This window comes from Bradyrhizobium roseum, from assembly GCF_030413175.1.
Classification (GTDB): domain Bacteria; phylum Pseudomonadota; class Alphaproteobacteria; order Rhizobiales; family Xanthobacteraceae; genus Bradyrhizobium; species Bradyrhizobium roseum.
In genome coordinates, this window is record NZ_CP129212.1 from 5,247,935 (window position 1) to 5,264,270 (window position 16,336).

The following is a 16,336-nucleotide window of genomic DNA, read 5'->3' on the forward strand; positions in this document are numbered from 1 at the left end:
GGGCGCTGACATTGCGCCCCCGAATTCACCAATCGTTCGTTTCAAGCCGACCAGTGTCGGGTGCAACCAAAAGGATGCTCCCGATGAACGTTTCTGCTGTCCCGCCGACCGTGGTGATCAAGGCGCCCGAAGTCCCGGTGTTCAAGGCCCCCGAAAAGACCCCCGACGTCCAGAACGGCGCTGCCGCCGACGGCACGCGCACGGCGAAGCCGCCGCAGGTCGCTCCCCTGCCGCCGGGTCAGGGAGCACGGATCGATCGGCTGGCTTGAGCCGCCCTCTCCGGCCGTCGTCACCCGCCCCGGGTCGCGCAACCGCGCGCCCGATGACGAACTCCTGCGCGACCCGGTACTGCGGAGACGTCTGATAGAGGCTGCGGCGTACTGGATCCCCGCCTGCGCAGGGGATGACAGTCACCGAAAACGGCGGCGCCGCACGTTTGCCGGAAAATTGCGCCATCATGCTGTCACGGGGAATGGAACCCGGGCATGATCGCAAAGCTCCTGTTGCAAAGCACCTTCTTCGTCGTTGTGTCCGGCGCATTGCTGTTCGTGTCGGCGGGTACGCTGGACTGGCCGTCGGCGTGGGTGTTCCTGCTCGTCAGCGCGACGCTTGGCCCCGCCTGCGGGCTGTGGCTCGCCAGGACCGATCCAGCCCTGCTCGCCGAGCGATTGCGGCCGACATTTCAGGCCGACCAGCCGGCGGCCGACAAGGGATTCATGCTGGCCTTCGCCGTTGCGGCGCTGGTCTGGCTGATCGCGATCGGGCTCGACCGGCGCGCGCATGCATCCCATGTTCCGTTCGCGCTGCAGGCTTTCGGGCTAGCGATGTACCTGCTCTCGACCGCCTTCATCATGTGGGTGTTCCGCGCAAACTCCTTTGCCGCGCCTGTGGTGAAGGTGCAAGATGCCCGTCACCATCGCGTGATATCGAGCGGCCCCTATGCCTTCGTCCGGCATCCCATGTACAGCGGCACTATATTGTTTTTTGTAGGCGTTCCGCTGCTGCTGGGATCATGGTGGGGCGTGGCGATCGCGCCGGTGTTTTTTCTGCTCTTCGCTGTTCGTACCCGCATCGAGGAGCGCGCTCTGGTCGAAGGCCTGCCCGGCTATGCTGACTATGCCGCGCGCGTGCGTTATCGTCTGGTGCCCGGAGTTTGGTGAGAGAGGCGGAGCGAGATGCCCGATAGCAAGACCTATACCGGCGGCTGCCATTGCGGCCAGGTGCGTTTCGAATGCACCGGCGACCTTGCCATGGTCACCGCCTGCAACTGCTCGATCTGCACCAAAAAGGGTCTGCATTTCACTTTCCTCGATCCGAAGAGCTTTCAGCTCCGGGCCGGCGAGGAGAACCTGAAGGAATACCTGTTCAACAAGCACGCGATCCACCATCAGCTCTGCGTCGATTGCGGCGTCGACGTCTTCGCGCGCGGCAAGAAGCCCGACGGGTCAGACGTCATCGCGCTGAACGTGAGCTGCATCGACGGCATCGAACTGTCGAAGCTGAAGATGACGCCGGTCGATGGCCGGAACATGTGACGGCGTCAGTTGTCCAGCGCCTTGTACCTGCGAAAAATCCCCTCCTCGTTGAACGCAATCCGCCGGTCGCTCGCCAGATACGCCTTGATGTTCGGCCTCACCGCCACGCGATCGCGCAACCCGACGAGACCGGGGATTTTGCGCTCGAACGCCTTCATGCGGTTCGGAAAGGCGTAGCGCAGCCCCTCGACGATCTGGAACAGCGACAGGTCAACGTAGGTGAGGCGGCGGCCGGTGACGTAAGTCCCGCCATTGGCCGAAAGCAGCCCCTCGAAATAGCCGAGATATTTCGGCACGCGCTCCTTCCAGAACTCCTCGGTGCGCTTTTTGGCCGGCGCCTTCTGGTCCTCGTAGTAAAGCGACGGACCGAGCGGGTGATGGGTATCGTGAACCTCCAGCACCAGATCCGCGATCGTGAGCTGCAATTGGTGCACCCAGAGCCTGCCGGCCTCGGCCTTCGGCGCCAGCCCGTGGCGCGATCCCAAATACAGCAGGATGTTGGCGGTCTGCCCGATCACGAGCTTGCCGGCCTTGAGAAACGGCGGTGCGAAGGGGGGCGGGCCCTTCCCCGCTCCCATCAGGCGGGTCATGGCGGCCATGCCGTTGCCGCGGCGCGCGACGTCGACATAGCCGGCGCCCGCCTCCTCCAGCGCAAGGCGGACATATTCGCCGCGGCCCTGGATCATTGGCCAGTAATAGAGCTCGTAACGCATCGGCGAAGTCTCCCATTGCCACTCGACAGGCTTAACAAATCATTCCGCCTTGCGTTCGTCACGCGGCGCCCGCCTTCGTCACCGCATAGTTACGGTTCCTCAACGGTATTTCGCAACAGGGCCGGTGCCGCGCCAATCCGGCGCAACCAATTAATGGTCGCCCCGTAGTTTTCTGAGACGGGGAAACGCCATGCCAGAAACCACCACCTTTGCGTTCGCGTACCACCAGCTGCTTGTGGCGATTGCGGGTGCCGTATGCCTGTTTGGAACCTGGGTCGGCATGCGCCAATTCGCCCGCGCCCGGGCCACCTCAGGCACCACGCGGATCGGCTGGCTGTTCATGGCCTCCGTCGGTACCGGTGCAGCGCTGTGGGCCGCGACGTTCCTCTCGATCCTGGCGCTCGACCCGACCCTGAACTCGGGCTTCGCGCCACTGGCGACCGGCGCGGTTCTGCTGGTCGCCATTGTCGCCTGCCTGATCGGCTTCGAGATCGGCAGCCGCCATTTTACGCTGGCGCCGGAGGCCGGCGGCCTCATGATGGGCGCCGGCATTCTTGCCATGCATTTCATCGCCTTCAAGGGCTGGCACGTCGCCGGGCATCTTGAATGGAACGTGCCTGGCGTGGTCGTGACCATCCTGCTCGGCCTCAGCCTCTCGGCGCTGGCGGTCAACCGCGCCAACCGGCCGGTGACGCGTTGGTGCCGCCACGGCGCGGCGATCGTGCTGGCGTTCATGATCTGCGTCATGCACTACGCGCTGACGGCGTCGACATCAGTGACAACAGACCCGTCGGTCGTGCTCCCGGCCGATCTCATTCCGGCGCATGTTCTGGGCCTCGCCATGGTCTGCGCGGTGTTGCTGGTGATGGGCTCGGGTTTCTCGACCTATGTCATCGACCTCGAGATACGGACGGAATCGGCCGACCGCATCCATCAGCTCTCGTTCAACGACACGATGACCGGCCTGCCGAACCGCATCGCCTTCAACGAGCGGCTGGCGTTCGACGCCGCCGAAGCCCATGAGAAGGCGCACAAGCTCGCGGCGTTCTCGATCGATCTCGACGGCTTCAAGGACGTCAATGATCAGTTCGGCCACGGCGCCGGCGATCTGCTGCTGATCGAGGTCGCCGACCGGATGCGGCGGATATTGCGTCCCGGCGAATTTCTGGCGCGCCAGAGCGGCGACGAGTTTCTCGGGCTGAAGATGTCGGGCAACCACCCGCAGGACGCCCAGGCCTTTGCCGAGCGTATTGCCGGCGTGTTCGCGCACCCCTTCCAGGTCGGGGATCAGTCGGTGACGCTGACCGCCTCGATCGGCTTCTCGGTTTTCCCGATCGATACGCCGGAACGCGATCAGGTGCTCAGCAACGCGAAGCTCGCGATGCACCGCGGAAAAAGCAAGCAGCGCGGCCTGATCTGCCAGTATCACCGCGAAATGGACGACACCGCGCGCGCGCGCCGCGCGCTGGCGCGCGACCTGCAACGGGCGGCCGCGCGCGGCGAACTCGAACTGCATTATCAGCTGCAGACCACGCTCGCCGACGGAAAGATTTGCGGCGCGGAAGCGCTGATGCGGTGGCGCCACCCGACGCGCGGCATGATTTCGCCGGCGGAATTCATTCCGCTCGCCGAAGAGACCGAGGCGATCATTGCGATGGGCGAATGGGCGCTCCGCACCGCCTGCCACGACGCCGCAGGGGGAAAAATCCCGGGCACCGTCGCCGTCAATCTGTCGCCGGTGCAGTTCGGCCGCGACGATCTCGCCGACACCATTCATGCGATCCTGCTGGAAACCGGACTGTCGCCGCGGCGCCTGGAGGTCGAGGTGACGGAATCGACCATCATGTCCGACCAGAGCCGCGGCCTGCACATCCTGCGCAAGCTGAAAGCGATGGGCGTTTCGGTGTCGATGGATGATTTCGGCACCGGCTATTCTTCGCTGGCGACGCTGCACTTGTTTCCGTTCGACAAGATCAAGCTCGACCAGTCCTTCGTCAAACGGCTGCCGGACGATGCCGCCGCTGCCGCGATCGTCCGCACCGTGCTGGCGCTGGGCGACAGCCTCGGCATGCCCGTGCTCGCCGAAGGCATCGAGACCGAGGCGCAGTGGCAATTCCTCGACCGCGCCGGCTGCGCCAAGGGCCAGGGCTATCTGTTCGCCAGGCCCGCAAGCCTTGCGCAATTGCCGGCCGCCATCGAGGCCACCGCGCGCTTCGTTCGCGAAGCGCCGCCCGCCGCGACCCATCGCGCGACGGCGGCGGCGTAGCGCGCCGCGCCGGGCGGCTCTCCACAGATCCCTATGGCGCGAAATCTGTCGCAACACGATCGGGCATGTTACGCTGCCTGCGTTTGAAGCGTCGATTTCTCAACATGGGAGAATGGGGATGGCGGACAACAAGAAGAAGCGCGGCGGGGCCGATCGCGGACTGATCGCGCTGGGCGAGCCCTACGAGGTTGCCTACTGGTCGAAGAAATTCAAGATCACGCCGGCCAAGCTGAAGGCCGCCGTCAAGAAGGCGGGGCGCTCCGCCAAAAACGTCGAGGCCTACATCAAGCTGCAGAAGCACAAGGCCGCCGACCGGGCGCGGATCGCAATCAGTCAGCCCTACGAAGTCAGCTACTGGTCGAAGAAGTTCAAGGTCACGCCCGCCAGATTGAAGGCAGCCGTCGCCGCCGTCGGACATTCTTCGAAGAGCGTCGGCGCCCATCTCGCCAAAGGCAAGGCCACGAAGAAGGCAAAGAAGAGCACCAGCAAGACGGTTCGGAAAACAGCCAAGAAGCGCGCAACGAAAAAGGCCGCCTAGCAGCGGCCAATTGGCGCAAGACATTGCGTTAGCATCAGCGCCGATTCCTTGGATGCGTCGTCGATCAGGACGATGCGCCCAATGCGATGGCGGCCGAGCGGCGGCCTAATAGCTGGAGGTGCTGCAGCGCTGAAGATGGCCAGCATGAGCGGTGAAGACCGTTGCGCCGGCGCCGCCGCTGCCCAAGCCGGCATTCTTGCAAGATCGCAGCGTGTCTGACGCCGCCCGGCCCATGTCGATTAATTGCTTCCCGCGAGCGTGGCCCCGGGCGAGCATGATGCAAGACGCAACAAGCTCCAAAAAAATCGATCTTGCCGGGACGAACGCGGGGATTTGTCGGAAACCGATCAGGGCGGTTTCACGGATCGTGCTTTGCCGCCCTTGGCGGCGCAGGGGGAGACTTTTTCATGCACCGAAGCGCAATCAGCCGTATCGCCGCGCTTGCCGGCTACGCCGCCATTTCGTGCCTGGCCGTCGGGTCGAACAACGCTCTTGCCGCAGAACTGCTCAAGGCTCGTCTTGCGCAAAACCTGGCCCCTATCTCCGGCCTTGCGATCGTCGCCAAATCCAAGGGGATCTTCGAAAAGCACGGGTTGGACATCACGGTTTCCAATTTCACCTCCGGCAAGCAGTGCCTGGACACCGTCGTCGGCGGCGGCGCAGACATTGCGACGACAGCGGAGGCGCCGGTCACGGCTTCCGCCATGGCCAACCAGCCGATCGCCTTCGTGGCCGGCATGGAATACTCCGATCTCAAGACCGTCGTGTCGGCAAAATCCGGCATCAAGAGCAAGGCCGATCTTCGAGGCAAGAAGATCGGGTTCACCGCCGGCACCGGCAGCGAAGTCTATACCGCAACGCTGCTGAAATCCGCGGGGCTGACACAAGCCGACGTTACGCTGGTGAACTTGCGGCCGCAGGAAATGCTGCCGGCGCTGGCGGCCGGCAGCATCGATGCGTTCGACACCTGGGAGCCTCATGTTGCCAACGCCAAAAAAACGCTCGGAGATGCCGCCGTCGAACTCGACACCAAAGGCACCTACTCCGAAACCTTCAACATCGTCGTCATGCGCGCCTATCTCGACGCCAATCCCGCGATCGTCACGAAATTCATTGCGGCGCTGATCGACGCCGAGACCTGGGTCAAGGCGAATCCGGACGAGGCAATTGCGACGGTGGCGGACGCGGTAGGCATGAAGCGCGATGACCTTCGGCCGATCTGGTCCGACTACGTGTACCGCGTCCGGATCGACGACCGGCTGATCGAAATCCTGAAGACCCACGCCGCGTGGCGTCTGGCCAGCGGCAATCATCCGCCGGGCGCCGTTATGCCGGACTTCAGCAAGGTGATCGTCTCCGAACCGCTGAAGAGCCTCGACCCTGCGCGCGCGACGTTTTCGTTAAAGTGAAGGGTCTTCCCCTATGACCCCCGACGCAGCTTTGCAAGCGCACGAAGGCGGCGGCCGTGCTCGCGCCCGCAGCAAAGCGGACCGCCTGCAGCGGCTCAACATTCTGATCGGCGCGCTCTCCGTCCCGTTGTTCGTGCTGCTTTGGGAGTTCGTTGCGCGATCCGGAATGGTCAACATCGTGTTGTTTCCGCCGCCGTCCGTGGTTGCGGTCGCCATTTTCGAATGGATGCGCACCGGGCAGTTCTTCCTGGACCTGACTGCCAGCCTTTATCGCGTGACGACCGGCTTCACTGTGGGGGCGGTGCTCGGGATCCTGCTGGGAATCATGACCGGTCAATTTCCTCTTGTTTCGAGCCTGCTCTCGCCGTTGTTCCACATCCTCCGCCCGATCCCGCCGATCGCATTCGTGCCGATCGTGATCCTCTGGTTCGGACTGTCGGAGGCGGGAAAACTGTTTCTCGTGGTGTGGGGCGTGTTTTTCACCGTATGGCTCTCCACCCATATCGGCGTGCAGAAGGTTGATCGCGGGTTGATCCGGGCCGCGTTGATGCTGGGAACGCCGCGGCGCCAAATGCTGCAGGAGATCATTCTGCTGGGAGCAATGCCCTATATCGTGGTCGGACTACGCACTGCGGTCAGCATCTCCTTCTATACTCTGGTGGCGGCAGAGCTTGCCGGCGCCTTCGCCGGCATCGTCTACAGGATCGAGATCGCACAGCAGAATCTGCAAACCGGCCAGGTGATGGGCGGTCTTGCCGCGCTCGGACTGATCTCGTTCGCCGCCGACCGGATGTTTTCCGCCTTCGCCGAACGCACCGTCTGGTGGCGCTGATGCAGCCGAGTCATCGATCCAGCGCGGAGCTTTCCCTGACCGTTCCCCCACCGGCCACAGCGAGCGAGCGGCGCGAACCGGCCATTCAGGTCTCAAACCTGAGCATTGTCTTTGACACCAATCGCGGCCAGCTGATCGCGGTCGACCGGGTTTCGTTCGACGTGCCGCATGGTGAATTCGTTTGCATCGTCGGGCCGTCCGGCTGCGGAAAATCGACCGTGCTCAATACGATCGCCGGGCTCGAGGTGCCGTTTGAAGGCGAGATCCTGGTGGAAGGTTTGCCGGTGCATCGTCCGCGGCCCGATGTCGGCATGGTGTTTCAGCAGCCTCATCTGTTTCCGTGGAAGTCTGTCCGGCGGAACATCGCCCATGGTCCGCGAATGCTTGGAAAGTCCGCACAGCAGGCCAATGCGATTGCAGACGACCTGATCGCCATGGTCGGACTCAAGCGCTTTGCCGACGCGCTTCCGAACACGCTTTCCGGCGGCATGCAGCAGCGCGTCGCCATTGCGCGAGCGCTCGCGAACCAGCCCCGGGTGCTGCTGATGGACGAACCTTTCGGCGCCCTCGACGCCCAGACCAGGGCGGTGATGCAGGACAACCTCTTGGAACTGCGCGACCGGATCAACGCCACAATCGTCTTCGTCACCCACGACATTGACGAAGCGATCGTACTGGCAGACCGAGTACTGATCATGAGCGCCGGACCGGGACGTATCCTTCGCCATCTCAACGTCGACCTTCCGCGACCGCGATCGAACGCAATATTGCTCGAGCCGGCCTATCTGGCGCTCAAGAAGGACTGCCTCGATGTCATCCGTGCCGAGGGATTGCGCGCGTTCCGCCAGTCGGACGAGGCTTGATTCCAGTCAGCATCACGTCCTCCACACGATGCGCAGCCGCGCCGGTCTGGCATGATCTTTGAATGACCTGACCGGTCTCGCGGAGGCGGAACGGGCGATGCAAAGGGCAAATAAGTCTATGGCGGCCGGCGTGATGTTGGCGGAGTCGGACAGCATGGTGAGGCCCCTTCCCGGCCTGCTGGACGGACTCGGCAAGGCCGACTGCAACCGGTTGCGTGCGATCGGCCGGGCAAAGGTGCTGGAGCCCGGACAACTGGTCTGGAGCCAGGGCGACGAACAGACCGGCATCTACCTAATCGGTTCGGGACGCATCCGCAGCTACTACGCGGCGCCGTCGGGACGAGAGGTTACGCTCGCCTATTGGTTTGCCGGCAATTTCGTCGGCGGTCCCGATCTGTTCGGGACGGGACCGCACATGTGGACGTCGGTCGCGGTAGAACGGAGCGAGCTGACATTCCTGCCCGGGGTAGCGTTGCGAAGGCTAGCGCTGGAATCTGCTTCCATCGCCGTCGCCCTGCTCGATGCTCTCGCATTCAAGGCACGATGCTATTCCGCCATGGCGCAGATGCTGGGCACCCGTTCCGTGACCGAGCGGCTGTACCGCTTGCTGATCTTCCTGTCGCATATCTACGGCGTCAAGCAAGGCAGCCAGACCGTCATCGGCACCCCGTTCACCCATGGCGACTTCGCAAAACTGATCGGATCGACGCGGCAATGGGTGACGGTGCAACTGGCCCGGCTTCAGGAGGAAGGCATCATTCGGTACGATCGGGAGATAATTTCGATCCTGAATCTCGCCGCGCTCGATCGAGACATGAACTAGAGCGTTTCATGTTTTTATGGAAGCGTATCCGGCATTGACGAAATAGTTGCTGCATTCGTCGGACATGACGCTTCTGACGAGGTGGCCGATGTGGTCGCAGGCGTCGTCGATCGTGCGTTTCTGTGCGATGCGCATCCAGTGCTTGATCTTGGCAAAGACCTGCTCGATCGGGTTGAGGTCGGGTGAGTACGGCGGCAGGTACCACAGCCTGGCACCGGCTTTCTGGATCATCTGACGGACGGACGGTGACTTGTGGCTACCGAGATTGTCCATCACGACGATGTCGCCCGGCCGCAGCACGCGAACGAGTTGCTGTTCGACATAGGCGCGGAAGCTCTCGCCGTTGATCGGCCCATCGAACACGCAAGGCGCAGTGAGTCGGTCACAGCGGAGCGCGCCCAGGAAGGTCAGCGTTCGCCAGTGGCCGTGCGGCGCAAAGCCGCGCAGCCGCTCACCCTTGGGCCCCCAGCCGCGCAGCGGGGCCATGTTGGTCTTGATCCAGGTCTCGTCGATGAACACCAGCCGGCTTGGATCGAGGCGATCCTGTAGGCTATGCCAGCGCTGCCGCCGCCGCGCGACGTCGGCGCGGCCCTGCTCAAGGGCGAACAGTGTTTTTTTTGAAGCTCAGACCCTCGCGTCGCAGGAACGTCCACACCGCGTGGTGCGAGACCTTCACGCCTCGTGCGGCGAGTTCGTCCTTCAGACCGTGCAGCGTCAGATGTGGCGTCTGGCTGATCCGCTCCGCGATGAACGCCCGATGCGGCTCCAGAATCGGCTTGCGGTGCCCGCCCATCTTGCCCGGAGCCACCGAACCTGTCGCGCGATAGCGTTGGCGCCACTTCACAACGGACGACACCGCAACATCGAACCGGGCCGCCACAGCATGGCAACTCTCGCCGGATTCCACCGCCCTCACGGCTCGTTCACGAAGATCGTTCGAAAGAGGTCGGACCATTCGATGCTGGCCTCCGATCCAGCCAGCATCTTGAATCACAAACCGCCCCCCAACGGAATCCCTCCCGATTCAATCAATCGATGAACCGCTCTAAATTAGCGGTCGCGCGCGCGTGACCTGAGTTCGAACGCCGCGCCGCCTCCGTCGAGTTCGAGCCGCCGCGCCAGGCCGATGAGTTCCCGGTCGCGCCAGGCGGGTGCCAGCAGTGTCACGCCCATCGGCATGCCATCAGGCAGTCGCGCATTCGGGATCGCCACCGCGCAAAGATCGAGCAAATTGGCAAAATATGAGTAGTAGCCGAGCCGATTGTTGAGCGTGACCGGATCGCCGTGCATGTCGTCGAGGGTAAACGGGCGCGGCGCCGTCGGAACCACGAGTGCATCGAGATCGGCGAAGATGTTCTGCACGGCCCGGCGCAGCCGATAGAGCCGGTGAATGGCAGCGAAGGCGTCCATTGCGGAATAGCTGGATGCCGATCGCAGCACCGTCCTTGTGACGTCCAGCAGGCCGCCACTGTCGATATCCGTCAGCGCCGCGATGACCGAGCGGCGCTCGGCGACCCAAGGGCCGGTGAACATCATCTCGCCGGCCTGCCTGAAAGGCGCAAAGTCGATCTCGACCGCATGGCCGCCAAGCCGGGAAAAACGTGAGCAGGCGCTCTCATAGAGTTCGGCACAATCGTTCATTCCGAAGCATTCGATATCCGCCGGCGCGATGCGGCCGAACCGGAACGTCCCGCCGGGGCCGGCGGCAGCGGAAACTGTCGCAGGGCGGCTGTAGGGATCTTCGGGGTCAAAACCCTCGATGACGCCGAGGATCGCTTCGCCATCATGGACGGTGTTGCAGAAGATCGAAACGCAATCGATCGTCGGGCAGTTCGGGACCAGCCCGCGCGAAGACACCAGGCCGACCGTCGGCTTGATGCCCACCAACTCGTTGAAGCCTGCCGGAATACGGCCCGAGCCACCGGTGTCGGTACCGAGCGCGAACACGACATGGCCGGCGGCAACCGCGACGGCAGAGCCGGAACTGGAGCCTCCCGAAACATAGAGGGCGTTGGCAACCGACGCGCAGGAGCCGTAAGGCGAGCGCGCGCCGGAGAGGCCGGTGGCGAATTGATCCAGATTGGTCTTGCCGAGGCAGATGGCGCCGGCGGCAATCAGCCGCTCGACGCTTTTCGCAGATCGCTGCGGCATGTAGCTGAAGGCCGGATATGCGGCGGTAGTCGGCATCCCCTCGACATCGATATTGTCCTTCACGCCAAAGGGAATTCCAAGCAATGGCAGGTTTTCACCGGCCCGGGCACGCGCCATCAGCTTGATGCACTCTTCGCGCGCTTCCTCGCGAGGACGAACATGAATCCAGCAATTGCGGTGGGGTTCGCCCTCGATGCGCCGATAGGCCGTCTCGATCGCTTGCAGCGGCTCGGGGGACCCCGCGACGGTTTCGCGGAGCGGTTCGGCCCGCGCATTTGACTGGTTCAACGCCATATCTCCCTCTTCATCGACGCCATGAAGTTGCGGGAGGTCAATCAGGGGAACAAGCAATTAAGTGCCTTGCGCAAATGAGAGGCGCCGGCCCATCGCATAGGGCGCTTCAGAATCAAAAAGGCGCCGCGGAACGAACTGCGGCGCCTATCCTTGTCGCGTGCCCGGCGTCCGCGGAGTTTTGTCCTCCGCCCAAACTCCCCTCAGTTCGCCGCGAAGCAATAAAACAGCCCGTCGCCACCGGTGCTCTTCAGGTCGGCCTGCGAGCAGCCGCCGTCCGGGCCGCGCGAGGGGTGCGAGGAGTTCCAGGACTTTGACGCGTCGTCGTCGCGCAGACCGATGCGATCGGTATGGCCGACCATCGCCGCGCCTTGGGTCGAACTCGTCCAGTTCTTGCAGGTGCGGTCTTCGCCGGCAGCGAACGCGGTGCCATCAGGCTGGGATCCGGTCAGCGCGTCGTGACGATTGGGGGTATCGCCGCGGCCGTTGATGACCTCGCCCTTTTCGCTGAGCGCGGTCTGCTTGGTCAGGCCATTGGCGCCATGCAGGTCGGCGACATCCTTGGCGACCACCTGCCCCTTCGCATTCTTCCACGGACCCGTGCCGATCCGGTCTTTCGCATTGACGGCCGGCTTACCGTCGGCGGCCTGGGTCGAAAGATAGGCCCGCCAGGTCTTGGCACCCGCGCCGGCCGCCTGCGCCAGGGTCTGGCAGTGATTGTCGGCACCGGCGAGCCCGCCGAGGTTGCCGCCATTTCCGATGCCGTTGCTGGTCAGGAAGAAGCTGGCGTCGGCGGATTGTGCCTGCGCCGGTACGCTTGCGGTAGCCGACATGGCGGCAACGGCAAAGCATGCCGGCAAGATGATTCGAACGAGATTGCTCATCGAAGTCCTCCCTTTTTTGTCTGGCTCGATGTCATCAGCGCATCGTGGCAGCCATTATCCCGGCATCTTAAAGCGCCGGGGCAAGTCAGTCATCCCACAAAGAAAAAGGCGCCGCGGAACGAACCGCGGCGCCCTTTTTTGTCAGCCTTGAGCGATCAGCTGGTCTGCTGGATCGCCGAGAGTTCCCAATCCGCGCCGCGACGGCGGGCGAAGGTCCACACTTCGGTGGCTTCGATCGGGGTGTCGCTGCCCGCGACCACGCGGCCGGTGGTCCGCTCCATGGTCTTGTCGACCAGCGAGAACCGCATCGCCACGCTGGCGAAATCGGTCTCACCCTCGCGCCAGGCTTCTGCGAGGTCACCCTGCAGCAGCTTGACGTCGGTCACCTTGTTGACGTCGTTGCGGGCCTTGTTCTCCTCGAGATCCTTGGAGAAGTAGGACACCATTTCGGGCGTCGCCAGCGTATGCAGTTTGGCGACGTCCTCATTCGACCATGCGGCCTGGACCTCGCCGAGCAGGCGCTCGAACGCTTCATAGTCAGCCGGCTGGATTTCCAGCGCCGGCTGGTTCGAACCCAGCCCAAAACCGCTCAGTCCGGAACGGAAGCTGTTCTGGGCGCCGGGGCCTTCCGCGGCGGGAGCAGGTCCGTTGGCGTAGGCGGCGGCCGGTGTGTGGCGGCGCTGCCACCACGACATCGCCAGCCGCACCACGATAACGATCAGGGCCACCTGCAGCAGCAGGCCGATGATCGACGAGATGCCGCCGAGGCCGGAGAACAATCCGCCGCCGGTCAGCATGCCGAACAGGCCTGCGCCGAGGAAGCCCATGGCGAGACCGCCGAGCATGCCGCCCATCATTCCGGGCCGGTTGAAGAAGCCGCCCTTGGCGGCCGCGCCGGCCGCCGGTGCGCCCACGCCGGGGCTACCGGGCTGGGTGAAGGTTCGGTTCATCGGCTGCGCCGCGCCGGGCGCCGTGGTGGTGCTGGGGGGGGCCGAATAGGTACGTGATCCACGCGAACCGGAGCTGCCGCCACCGCCAACGCGGGCGTCCGCCGCTTCGATCGTGATCGCCAGCGGAACGGCCACCGCCATCGCCAGCGCAATCATCCGTACAATTCCGCGCGTAGTCTGCGTGAAATTCATGTCTTTTTCCTCGTTCCCCGGCATGGGGAAGTGCTCCTAAGATGGGCAGACCCACCCAAAAGTGAAGCCGCCATAGAGACGCACCGCTGCGGCCCTCGGTCGCGGGGATGTGACGTTATGGCTGTGGGCTCGTTACCTGGCCTTAACCGAACCGGCCCCAGACCCGCCAGGCGACCAAGGCCCCGGACCGGCCTGGCGCTACGACGTCATGGTCTCCTTCACCTTTTCGACCAGCGCGGACAGCGCAAACGGCTTTGGCAGGAAGGCGAATTGTTCGTTCTCCGGCAAGCTCTTGTCGAAGGCTTCTTCGGCGTAACCTGAGACGAAGATGATCTTCAGGTTCGGATTGCGCTTGCGCATTTCGCGCAGCAGCGTCGGGCCGTCCATTTCCGGCATCACGACGTCGGACACGACGAGATCCACCGCGCCGTCCTTCTCTTCCAGCGCCTCCATCGCCTCGATGCCGTTGGCGGCCTCGATCACGCTGTAGCCGCGAGAGCGCAGGCCGCGCGCGTTCAGGGACCGCAGGCCGTCCTCGTCCTCGACCAGAAGGATGGTACCCTGCCCGGTCAGGTCGGCGCGCGGTTTTGCCGGCTCGGCCGCGGCGCTCTTTGCGGCACCATTCGCAGCCCCATTGGTTCCCTGGACTTCGGGCTGGGTTTCCAGCTCGGGACGGTGCCGCGGCAGGAAGATGCGGAACGAGGTGCCTTCACCCGGCACGGAGTCGACATAGACAAAGCCACCGGTCTGCTTGACGATGCCGTAGACCGTCGAGAGGCCGAGCCCGGTGCCTTTGCCGACCTCCTTGGTCGAGAAGAAAGGTTCGAAAATCTTGTCGACGATATCGGCCGGGATGCCGGTACCGGTATCCGAAATGTCGATCCGCACGTAGTCGGCGACCGGCAATCCCTTGTAGGAGAGCTGCGCGGATTCATCCGCCGTCACATTGGCGGTCCGCACCGTCAGCTTGCCGCCGTCCGGCATCGCGTCGCGGGCGTTGACCGCGAGATTGACCACCACCTGCTCGAACTGCGAGACGTCGACCTTGACCGGCCACAGATCGCGGCCGTGCACGAGGTCGAGCTTGACCTTCTCGCCGATCAGCCGCCGCAGCAGCATGGTGAGATCGGACAACGCGTCGCCGAGGTCCAGCACCTGCGGCCGCAGCGTCTGGCGACGCGAGAACGCGAGCAGTTGCCGCACCAGCGTCGCGGCGCGGGTCGCGTTCTGCTTGATCTGCATGATGTCCTGGAACGACGGATCGGTCGGCTTGTGCGCGTTCAAGAGGAAGTCGTTCGCCATCATGATGGCCGACAGCACGTTGTTGAAATCGTGCGCGATGCCGCCGGCGAGCTGGCCGACCATCTCCATCTTCTGCGACTGGTTGATCTGGTTTTCCAGCGTGCGCCGCTCGCTGGTCTCCAGCAGGTAGACGATGGCAGCTTCGGTATCGCGCTCGTCCTCCTCGACCGCGGTAACGAAAAACTGCCCCCAGCGCTCCTTGGCGCCGTCGAGCATGGCCTCGACCGGCGCGATGTCGCCCTGCCCCTCGGCCGCCTGGTTGATCGCCGCGATCAGATTACCGCGGTCGCGCGCATTCACGGTGCGGAAGATCGACTTGTTGGCCGCGCCGTCCGGGCTCAGGCTCTGCGCCAGCTTGGCGAAGCGGGCGTTGGCGCGGACGACGGCGCCGGCGCGGTCCACCGTCGCGATCGCCATCGGCGTATGGTCGAAGAACCGCATGAACCGAACTTCCGCGGCGCGTTCGGGGTCAGAATGCTCGTCGCGGGTGCGGCTGATCACCAGCGTGCGCGACGACCCCGGCGAACCGTCGGCGCCGAAGGCGAGCTTGTGGTAGAGCCGCACGGGCATGGTCTTGCCGCCGCGCATGCGCAGGTCGATGTCGAACACTTCGGTCTTGACCTCGCCGGGCACCGCCACGATCGAGGTCAGCAGCGCCGCGCCGTCGCCGGAAACGATATCGGTCAGCTTCAGTCCGCCCGACCCGATCTCGGCGAGATCGTAATCGAGCCAGTTCGCCAGCGTGGCGTTGACATAAATGACATCGCCGGCCGGCGCGACCGAGAAGAAGCCGCATGGCGCATGGTCGAGATACTCGATCGCGTGCTGCAGCTCGCGGAACACGTCTTCCTGGCGCTCGCGATCCCGCGTGATGTCGGCGATCGACCACACCGCGTATTTCGCTTCGCGCTTGCTCTGGCCAAGCGGCCGAACCCGCATCCGCAACCAGCGCCCCTGCGCCCCGTCCGAGCCGGCGATGCGGACTTCTTCCTGCTGCCGCTTGCCCTCGCGCGCGGCCTTGAGCAGGCGGAACACCGCCTCCGAGACGTCCGGATTGCCGATGAACACTCGCTCGATCGGGCGGACGTCCTGCGGCCCGGCGGCGCCGGTCAACGTCAGATAGGCGGCGTTCGAATAGACCACGTGGCCCTTCGGGTCGGTCACCGCCAACCCGTCATAAGCGTGATCGGCGATGCGGCCCATCACGGGGTCGTCGGCGGCGCGGTCGGTGAAGCGGACGATCCCGGCGGCAAAGGCGAACAGGTTGAACAGGCCGACCATGGCGAGCAGCGCCAGCACGCCGAGGATGTAGGGCTGGGCCTGGGCGCGACCGATGGTCATCAGCGCCACCGCCACCGCCACGATGCCGGCGGCCACCAGCAGCACCAGCACGATGCTACCGCCCCGCCGCGCCGGTTCGTGGGCCGCAAACGGCTCGGTCGACAAATGGCTGTCAGTTTCGACGGTCATAGGAAACGGCGCTGCTCTTCGGCGAGGAAATCAGACGGCACATGGAATTGGCCGGCCGCGGGCAACCCCGCGCCCGGTTGGCGCTTCTCCTGAGTGCCTGAATCGGGCCCGCAAGCG

15 protein-coding genes are annotated in these 16,336 nt (G+C 64.2%); 9 read left to right on the forward strand and 6 right to left on the reverse strand.

Going from position 1 to position 16,336, the window contains the following annotated elements:
- Nucleotides 1-83 precede the first annotated feature (83 nt).
- The 3 genes from QUH67_RS24950 to QUH67_RS24960 all read left to right on the forward strand — a co-directional run bounded on the left by QUH67_RS24950 (nucleotide 84) and on the right by QUH67_RS24960 (nucleotide 1,535).
- Nucleotides 84-269, forward strand: coding sequence for a hypothetical protein (locus QUH67_RS24950; protein ID WP_300942031.1), 186 nt, complete (start codon nucleotides 84-86; stop codon nucleotides 267-269).
- Nucleotides 270-485: 216 nt separating this feature from the next.
- Nucleotides 486-1,160 (forward strand): methyltransferase family protein, encoded by a 675-nt coding sequence (locus QUH67_RS24955; RefSeq protein ID WP_300942032.1) that lies wholly within the window; start codon nucleotides 486-488, stop codon nucleotides 1,158-1,160.
- A gap of 15 nt (nucleotides 1,161-1,175) precedes the next feature.
- Nucleotides 1,176-1,535, forward strand: coding sequence for a GFA family protein (locus QUH67_RS24960; RefSeq protein WP_300942033.1), 360 nt, complete (start codon nucleotides 1,176-1,178; stop codon nucleotides 1,533-1,535).
- A gap of 5 nt (nucleotides 1,536-1,540) precedes the next feature.
- On the opposite strand, the gene QUH67_RS24965 is transcribed toward QUH67_RS24960, so the two are convergent.
- Complete coding sequence (locus QUH67_RS24965; RefSeq protein WP_300942034.1) at nucleotides 1,541-2,248, reverse strand: glutathione S-transferase; 708 nt, start codon at nucleotides 2,246-2,248, stop codon at nucleotides 1,541-1,543.
- 190 nt (nucleotides 2,249-2,438) lie between these two features.
- On the opposite strand from QUH67_RS24965, the gene QUH67_RS24970 reads away from it, so the two are divergent.
- The 6 genes from QUH67_RS24970 to QUH67_RS24995 all read left to right on the forward strand — a co-directional run bounded on the left by QUH67_RS24970 (nucleotide 2,439) and on the right by QUH67_RS24995 (nucleotide 8,979).
- On the forward strand, nucleotides 2,439-4,514 hold the full coding sequence (locus QUH67_RS24970) for a putative bifunctional diguanylate cyclase/phosphodiesterase (RefSeq protein WP_300942035.1): 2,076 nt from the start codon (nucleotides 2,439-2,441) through the stop codon (nucleotides 4,512-4,514).
- Between the two features lie 118 nt (nucleotides 4,515-4,632).
- Nucleotides 4,633-5,052, forward strand: a complete 420-nt coding sequence (locus tag QUH67_RS24975; protein ID WP_300942036.1) for a DUF3606 domain-containing protein — start codon at nucleotides 4,633-4,635, stop codon at nucleotides 5,050-5,052.
- Nucleotides 5,053-5,459: 407 nt separating this feature from the next.
- On the forward strand, nucleotides 5,460-6,461 hold the full coding sequence (locus QUH67_RS24980) for an NrtA/SsuA/CpmA family ABC transporter substrate-binding protein (protein WP_300942037.1): 1,002 nt from the start codon (nucleotides 5,460-5,462) through the stop codon (nucleotides 6,459-6,461).
- Nucleotides 6,462-6,474: 13 nt separating this feature from the next.
- On the forward strand, nucleotides 6,475-7,293 hold the full coding sequence (locus QUH67_RS24985) for an ABC transporter permease (RefSeq protein WP_300942038.1): 819 nt from the start codon (nucleotides 6,475-6,477) through the stop codon (nucleotides 7,291-7,293).
- Nucleotides 7,293-8,156: an ABC transporter ATP-binding protein gene (locus QUH67_RS24990; RefSeq protein WP_407080353.1), complete on the forward strand. Its 864-nt coding sequence runs from the start codon at nucleotides 7,293-7,295 to the stop codon at nucleotides 8,154-8,156. Before QUH67_RS24985 ends, QUH67_RS24990 begins: the two co-directional genes overlap by 1 nt.
- A 154-nt stretch (nucleotides 8,157-8,310) precedes the next feature.
- Nucleotides 8,311-8,979, forward strand: a complete 669-nt coding sequence (locus QUH67_RS24995) for a Crp/Fnr family transcriptional regulator (protein ID WP_300942040.1) — start codon at nucleotides 8,311-8,313, stop codon at nucleotides 8,977-8,979.
- Nucleotides 8,980-8,985: 6 nt separating this feature from the next.
- Here QUH67_RS24995 and QUH67_RS25000 read toward each other — a convergent pair.
- From QUH67_RS25000 to cckA, 5 genes are all read right to left on the reverse strand, one after another.
- Nucleotides 8,986-9,934 (reverse strand): IS630 family transposase gene (locus tag QUH67_RS25000; protein WP_300942041.1). Its coding sequence is split into 2 segments (ribosomal slippage): nucleotides 8,986-9,597 and nucleotides 9,599-9,934, totalling 948 coding nucleotides; the frame shifts between segments, so codons are not numbered across the junction.
- 95 nt (nucleotides 9,935-10,029) lie between these two features.
- Nucleotides 10,030-11,418: an allophanate hydrolase gene (gene atzF / locus QUH67_RS25005; protein WP_300942042.1), complete on the reverse strand. Its 1,389-nt coding sequence runs from the start codon at nucleotides 11,416-11,418 to the stop codon at nucleotides 10,030-10,032.
- 206 nt (nucleotides 11,419-11,624) lie between these two features.
- Nucleotides 11,625-12,254, reverse strand: coding sequence for a lectin (locus QUH67_RS25010; protein WP_407080478.1), 630 nt, complete (start codon nucleotides 12,252-12,254; stop codon nucleotides 11,625-11,627).
- Nucleotides 12,255-12,460: 206 nt separating this feature from the next.
- Nucleotides 12,461-13,447 carry a Tim44 domain-containing protein gene (locus QUH67_RS25015; protein ID WP_300942044.1) on the reverse strand — a complete coding sequence of 329 codons (987 nt, stop codon included), beginning with the start codon at nucleotides 13,445-13,447 and terminating at the stop codon, nucleotides 12,461-12,463.
- A gap of 198 nt (nucleotides 13,448-13,645) precedes the next feature.
- Complete coding sequence (gene cckA / locus QUH67_RS25020) at nucleotides 13,646-16,219, reverse strand: cell cycle histidine kinase CckA (protein ID WP_300942045.1); 2,574 nt, start codon at nucleotides 16,217-16,219, stop codon at nucleotides 13,646-13,648.
- Nucleotides 16,220-16,336: the final 117 nt, after the last annotated feature.

Bases quoted from the DNA above. Each gene is read 5' to 3' on its own strand.
- QUH67_RS25010 (WP_407080478.1), bottom strand. From the start codon at position 12,254: ATGTCGGCTACCGCAAGCGTACCGGCGCAGGCACAATCCGCCGACGCC.
- QUH67_RS24985 (WP_300942038.1), top strand. From the start codon at position 6,475: ATGACCCCCGACGCAGCTTTGCAAGCGCACGAAGGCGGCGGCCGTGCT.
- QUH67_RS24970 (WP_300942035.1), top strand. From the start codon at position 2,439: ATGCCAGAAACCACCACCTTTGCGTTCGCGTACCACCAGCTGCTTGTG.
- QUH67_RS24950 (WP_300942031.1), top strand. From the start codon at position 84: ATGAACGTTTCTGCTGTCCCGCCGACCGTGGTGATCAAGGCGCCCGAA.
- QUH67_RS24965 (WP_300942034.1), bottom strand. From the start codon at position 2,248: ATGCGTTACGAGCTCTATTACTGGCCAATGATCCAGGGCCGCGGCGAA.
- QUH67_RS24995 (WP_300942040.1), top strand. From the start codon at position 8,311: ATGGTGAGGCCCCTTCCCGGCCTGCTGGACGGACTCGGCAAGGCCGAC.
- QUH67_RS24980 (WP_300942037.1), top strand. From the start codon at position 5,460: ATGCACCGAAGCGCAATCAGCCGTATCGCCGCGCTTGCCGGCTACGCC.
- QUH67_RS24960 (WP_300942033.1), top strand. From the start codon at position 1,176: ATGCCCGATAGCAAGACCTATACCGGCGGCTGCCATTGCGGCCAGGTG.
- QUH67_RS24955 (WP_300942032.1), top strand. From the start codon at position 486: ATGATCGCAAAGCTCCTGTTGCAAAGCACCTTCTTCGTCGTTGTGTCC.
- QUH67_RS24975 (WP_300942036.1), top strand. From the start codon at position 4,633: ATGGCGGACAACAAGAAGAAGCGCGGCGGGGCCGATCGCGGACTGATC.
- QUH67_RS24990 (WP_407080353.1), top strand. From the start codon at position 7,293: ATGCAGCCGAGTCATCGATCCAGCGCGGAGCTTTCCCTGACCGTTCCC.
- cckA (WP_300942045.1), bottom strand. From the start codon at position 16,219: ATGACCGTCGAAACTGACAGCCATTTGTCGACCGAGCCGTTTGCGGCC.
- QUH67_RS25015 (WP_300942044.1), bottom strand. From the start codon at position 13,447: ATGAATTTCACGCAGACTACGCGCGGAATTGTACGGATGATTGCGCTG.